Genomic DNA, 5,351 nt, shown 5'->3' on the forward strand with positions numbered 1-5,351 from the left:
AACGGGTGTTCGGCGGTGTCCTACTCTCCCACACCCTGTCGGGTGCAGTACCATCGGCGCTGGAGGGCTTAGCTTCCGGGTTCGGAATGGGACCGGGCGTTTCCCCTCCGCTATGGCCGCCGTAACTCTGTGAAACGACCCACGCACGCTGTTCGCGTGGGTCGGGGGCCGCAGGCCCACCCATTCTTTGGGGGGCAGCGTTTACTCCGACTCCTCGCGCAGCGAGTGTGAGTGTGTTGTTTCAGATACCGCACAGTGGACGCGTAGCTTCTTTGTGGTAAGTCCTCGGCCTATTAGTACCGGTCACCTGCATGCGTTACCGCACTTCCAGTTCCGGCCTATCAACCCGGTGGTCTGCCGGGGGCCTTACCCCCTCGAGGGGGTGAGAAACCTCATCTTGGAACAGGCTTCCCGCTTAGATGCTTTCAGCGGTTATCCCTTCCGAACGTAGCCAACCAGCCGTGCCCCTGGCGGGACAACTGGCACACCAGAGGTTCGTCCGTCCCGGTCCTCTCGTACTAGGGACAGCCTTCCTCAAGTTTCTAACGCGCGCGGCGGATAGAGACCGAACTGTCTCACGACGTTCTAAACCCAGCTCGCGTGCCGCTTTAATGGGCGAACAGCCCAACCCTTGGGACCTACTCCAGCCCCAGGATGCGACGAGCCGACATCGAGGTGCCAAACCATCCCGTCGATATGGACTCTTGGGGAAGATCAGCCTGTTATCCCCGGGGTACCTTTTATCCGTTGAGCGACACCGCTTCCACATGCCGGTGCCGGATCACTAGTCCCGACTTTCGTCCCTGCTCGACCTGTCGGTCTCACAGTCAAGCTCCCTTGTGCACTTGCACTCGACACCTGATTGCCAACCAGGCTGAGGGAACCTTTGGGCGCCTCCGTTACATTTTGGGAGGCAACCGCCCCAGTTAAACTACCCACCAGGCACTGTCCCTGAACCCGATCAGGGTCCGAGGTTAGAGGTCCAATACGATCAGAGTGGTATTTCAACAACGACTCCACCCACACTGGCGTGCGGGCTTCCCAGTCTCCCACCTATCCTACACAAACCGAACCGAACACCAATACCAAGCTGTAGTGAAGGTCCCGGGGTCTTTTCGTCCTGCCGCGCGTAACGAGCATCTTTACTCGTAGTGCAATTTCGCCGAGTCTGTGGTTGAGACAGCAGAGAAGTCGTTACGCCATTCGTGCAGGTCGGAACTTACCCGACAAGGAATTTCGCTACCTTAGGATGGTTATAGTTACCACCGCCGTTTACTGGGGCTTAAATTCTCAGCTTCGCGGAGTGAACTCCGCTGACCGGTCCTCTTAACCTTCCAGCACCGGGCAGGCGTCAGTCCGTATACCTCGTCTTACGACTTCGCACGGACCTGTGTTTTTAGTAAACAGTCGCTTCTCTCTGGTCTCTGCGACCACCCCCGGCTCACGGAGCAAGTCCGGTCACCGGGACTGGTCCCCCTTCTCCCGAAGTTACGGGGGCATTTTGCCGAGTTCCTTAACCACAGTTCTCTCGATCGCCTCGGTATTCTCTACCTGACCACCTGTGTCGGTTTGGGGTACGGGCCGTGTGAAAGCTCGCTAGAGGCTTTTCTCGGCAGCATAGGATCATGGAATTCGCCTCATTCGGCTACGCATCACCTCTCAGGCTGTGTGCGACACGGATTTGCCTGTGTCACGCCCTACGGGCTTACACCGGTACAACCACTGACCGGCCCCACTACCTTCCTGCGTCACCCCATCGCTTGGCTACTACCACCGAAGGTCCCGTGCAGCAGGCTCTCGGCTCCCGAAGGAACTCGATCACCCTTTGGACGGTTAGTACCGATGATTCACCAGGGGCGCGTTCACACGGGTACGGGAATATCAACCCGTTGTCCATCGACTACGCCTGTCGGCCTCGCCTTAGGTCCCGACTCACCCTGGGCGGATTAACCTGGCCCAGGAACCCTTGGTCATTCGGCGGACGAGTTTCTCACTCGTCTTTCGCTACTCATGCCTGCATTCTCACTCGCGCAGCCTCCACACCTGGATCACTCCGGCGCTTCCCCGGCTGCACGACGCTCCCCTACCCACCCGCACCACTGCCGGACGATCCGTGGACCCTCCGGGGTGTTGTGCGAGTGCCGCGGCTTCGGCGGTGTACTTGAGCCCCGCTACATTGTCGGCGCAGAACCACTTGACCAGTGAGCTATTACGCACTCTTTCAAGGGTGGCTGCTTCTAAGCCAACCTCCTGGTTGTCTCAGCGATCCCACATCCTTTTCCACTTAGTACACGCTTAGGGGCCTTAGCCGGCGATCTGGGCTGTTTCCCTCTCGACTACGAAGCTTATCCCCCGCAGTCTCACTGCCGCGCTCTCACTCACCGGCATTCGGAGTTTGGCTGATTTCGGTAAGCTTGTGGGCCCCCTAGACCATCCAGTAGCTCTACCTCCGGTGAGAAACACGCGACGCTGCACCTAAATGCATTTCGGGGAGAACCAGCTATCACGGAGTTTGATTGGCCTTTCACCCCTACCCACAGCTCATCCCCTCAGTTTTCAACCTAAGTGGGTTCGGGCCTCCACGACGTCTTACCGTCGCTTCACCCTGGCCATGGGTAGATCACTCCGCTTCGGGTCTAGAACATGCCACTACAGACGCCCTGTTCGGACTCGCTTTCGCTACGACTACCCCACACGGGTTAACCTCGCGACATGCCACTAACTCGCAGGCTCATTCTTCAAAAGGCACGCCGTCACCCCCAGCAGACCAAACTGCTCGAAGGCTCCGACGGATTGTAAGCGCACGGTTTCAGGTACTATTTCACTCCCCTCCCGGGGTACTTTTCACCTTTCCCTCACGGTACTAGTCCGCTATCGGTCACCAGGGAGTATTCAGGCTTATCGGGTGGTCCCGACGGATTCACAGCAGATTTCACGGGCCCGCTGCTACTCGGGTACCCTCCACGAGAGCCGGCATGTTTTCGTCTACGGGATTCTCACCCTCTACGACAGGCCGTTCCAGACCATTTCGACTAACACACCGGTTTCTTACTCTCGCCCACCATGACAGTGATGGGAAGAAGGGCCCCACGACCCCACGAGTGCAACGCCTGCCAGCTCTCACACACCCGCGGTTTAGCCTCTTCCGTTTTCGCTCGCCACTACTCACGGAATCACATGTTGTTTTCTCTTCCTGTGGGTACTGAGATGTTTCACTTCCCCACGTTCCCTCCACACGCCCTATATATTCAGGCGCGGGTAACACGACATCACTCGTGCTGGGTTTCCCCATTCGGAAATCCTCGGATCACAGCTCGGTTGACAGCTCCCCGAGGCATATCGCAGCCTCCCACGTCCTTCATCGGCTCCTGGTGCCAAGGCATCCACCGTACGCTCATAAACACTTACAACAAAGATGCTCGCGTCCACTGTGCAGTTCTCAAACAACACACAACACCCACTACTCACCCCACCGACCGGCGGAAGCTTTGATGAGCATCGTCGCTGACAAAACACTCGCGTGTTCTCTCAGGACCCAACAGTGCACCGATATAACTCCTCGGATCCCGCACAGAAACGGGACCCGGACGAGAAGTAGCTGTCAGCGTTCCACCCATGAGCCACCGTGTCCCACATGCGGGGACAAACGGTCTCTGGCCGCACACGCGCCCCGACTGTTCGGGGTGTGTGGGCAGATGCTCCTTAGAAAGGAGGTGATCCAGCCGCACCTTCCGGTACGGCTACCTTGTTACGACTTCGTCCCAATCGCCGATCCCACCTTCGACGGCTCCCTCCCACGAGGGGTTAGGCCACCGGCTTCGGGTGTTACCGACTTTCATGACGTGACGGGCGGTGTGTACAAGGCCCGGGAACGTATTCACCGCAGCGTTGCTGATCTGCGATTACTAGCGACTCCGACTTCACGGGGTCGAGTTGCAGACCCCGATCCGAACTGAGACCGGCTTTAAGGGATTCGCTCCACCTCGCGGTATCGCAGCCCTCTGTACCGGCCATTGTAGCATGTGTGAAGCCCTGGACATAAGGGGCATGATGACTTGACGTCGTCCCCACCTTCCTCCGAGTTGACCCCGGCAGTCTCCTGCGAGTCCCCAACCGAATTGCTGGCAACACAGGACAAGGGTTGCGCTCGTTGCGGGACTTAACCCAACATCTCACGACACGAGCTGACGACAGCCATGCACCACCTGTACACCGACCACAAGGGAAACCCCATCTCTGGGGCGGTCCGGTGTATGTCAAACCCAGGTAAGGTTCTTCGCGTTGCATCGAATTAATCCACATGCTCCGCCGCTTGTGCGGGCCCCCGTCAATTCCTTTGAGTTTTAGCCTTGCGGCCGTACTCCCCAGGCGGGGCGCTTAATGCGTTAGCTACGGCACGGATCCCGTGGAAGGAAACCCACACCTAGCGCCCACCGTTTACGGCGTGGACTACCAGGGTATCTAATCCTGTTCGCTACCCACGCTTTCGCTCCTCAGCGTCAGTTACTGCCCAGAGACCCGCCTTCGCCACCGGTGTTCCTCCTGATATCTGCGCATTTCACCGCTACACCAGGAATTCCAGTCTCCCCTGCAGTACTCAAGTCTGCCCGTATCGCCTGCAAGCCCGCAGTTGAGCTGCGGGTTTTCACAGACGACGCGACAAACCGCCTACGAGCTCTTTACGCCCAGTAATTCCGGACAACGCTCGCACCCTACGTATTACCGCGGCTGCTGGCACGTAGTTGGCCGGTGCTTCTTCTGTACCTACCGTCACTCGCGCTTCGTCGGTACTGAAAGAGGTTTACAACCCGAAGGCCGTCATCCCTCACGCGGCGTCGCTGCATCAGGCTTGCGCCCATTGTGCAATATTCCCCACTGCTGCCTCCCGTAGGAGTCTGGGCCGTGTCTCAGTCCCAGTGTGGCCGGTCGCCCTCTCAGGCCGGCTACCCGTCGTCGCCTTGGTGGGCCGTTACCCCACCAACAAGCTGATAGGCCGCGGGCCCATCCTGCACCGGAAAACCTTTCCACCCCGGAACATGCATCCCGAGGTCCTATCCGGTATTAGACCCAGTTTCCCAGGCTTATCCCGAAGTGCAGGGCAGATCACCCACGTGTTACTCACCCGTTCGCCACTAATCCACCCAGCAAGCTGGGCTTCATCGTTCGACTTGCATGTGTTAAGCACGCCGCCAGCGTTCGTCCTGAGCCAGGATCAAACTCTCCGTTGAAGACTCACAATCAAACCCCGAAGGGCCGATCAGTCATAGACATCGAGCCAAATCACCAGCAAAAAACTCAAACCAGCAAAAAACACTGACCACCACAGACGGAAGAATGCGGCAGCCAGCAAC

3 rRNA genes are annotated in these 5,351 nt (G+C 58.3%); all 3 read right to left on the reverse strand.

Annotated features, from left to right (window positions below):
- Positions 1–7: 7 nt before the first annotated feature.
- A 5S ribosomal RNA gene (gene rrf / locus G6039_RS29475) occupies positions 8–124 on the reverse strand.
- 149 nt (positions 125–273) lie between these two features.
- Positions 274–3,410 (reverse strand): 23S ribosomal RNA (locus tag G6039_RS29480).
- A 296-nt stretch (positions 3,411–3,706) separates the two neighbouring features.
- Positions 3,707–5,228 (reverse strand): 16S ribosomal RNA (locus G6039_RS29485).
- Together the 16S, 23S and 5S rRNA genes form the textbook arrangement of a ribosomal RNA operon.
- Positions 5,229–5,351: the final 123 nt, after the last annotated feature.

The organism is Rhodococcus aetherivorans (genome assembly GCF_011058165.1).
Lineage (GTDB): Bacteria > Actinomycetota > Actinomycetes > Mycobacteriales > Mycobacteriaceae > Rhodococcus > Rhodococcus aetherivorans.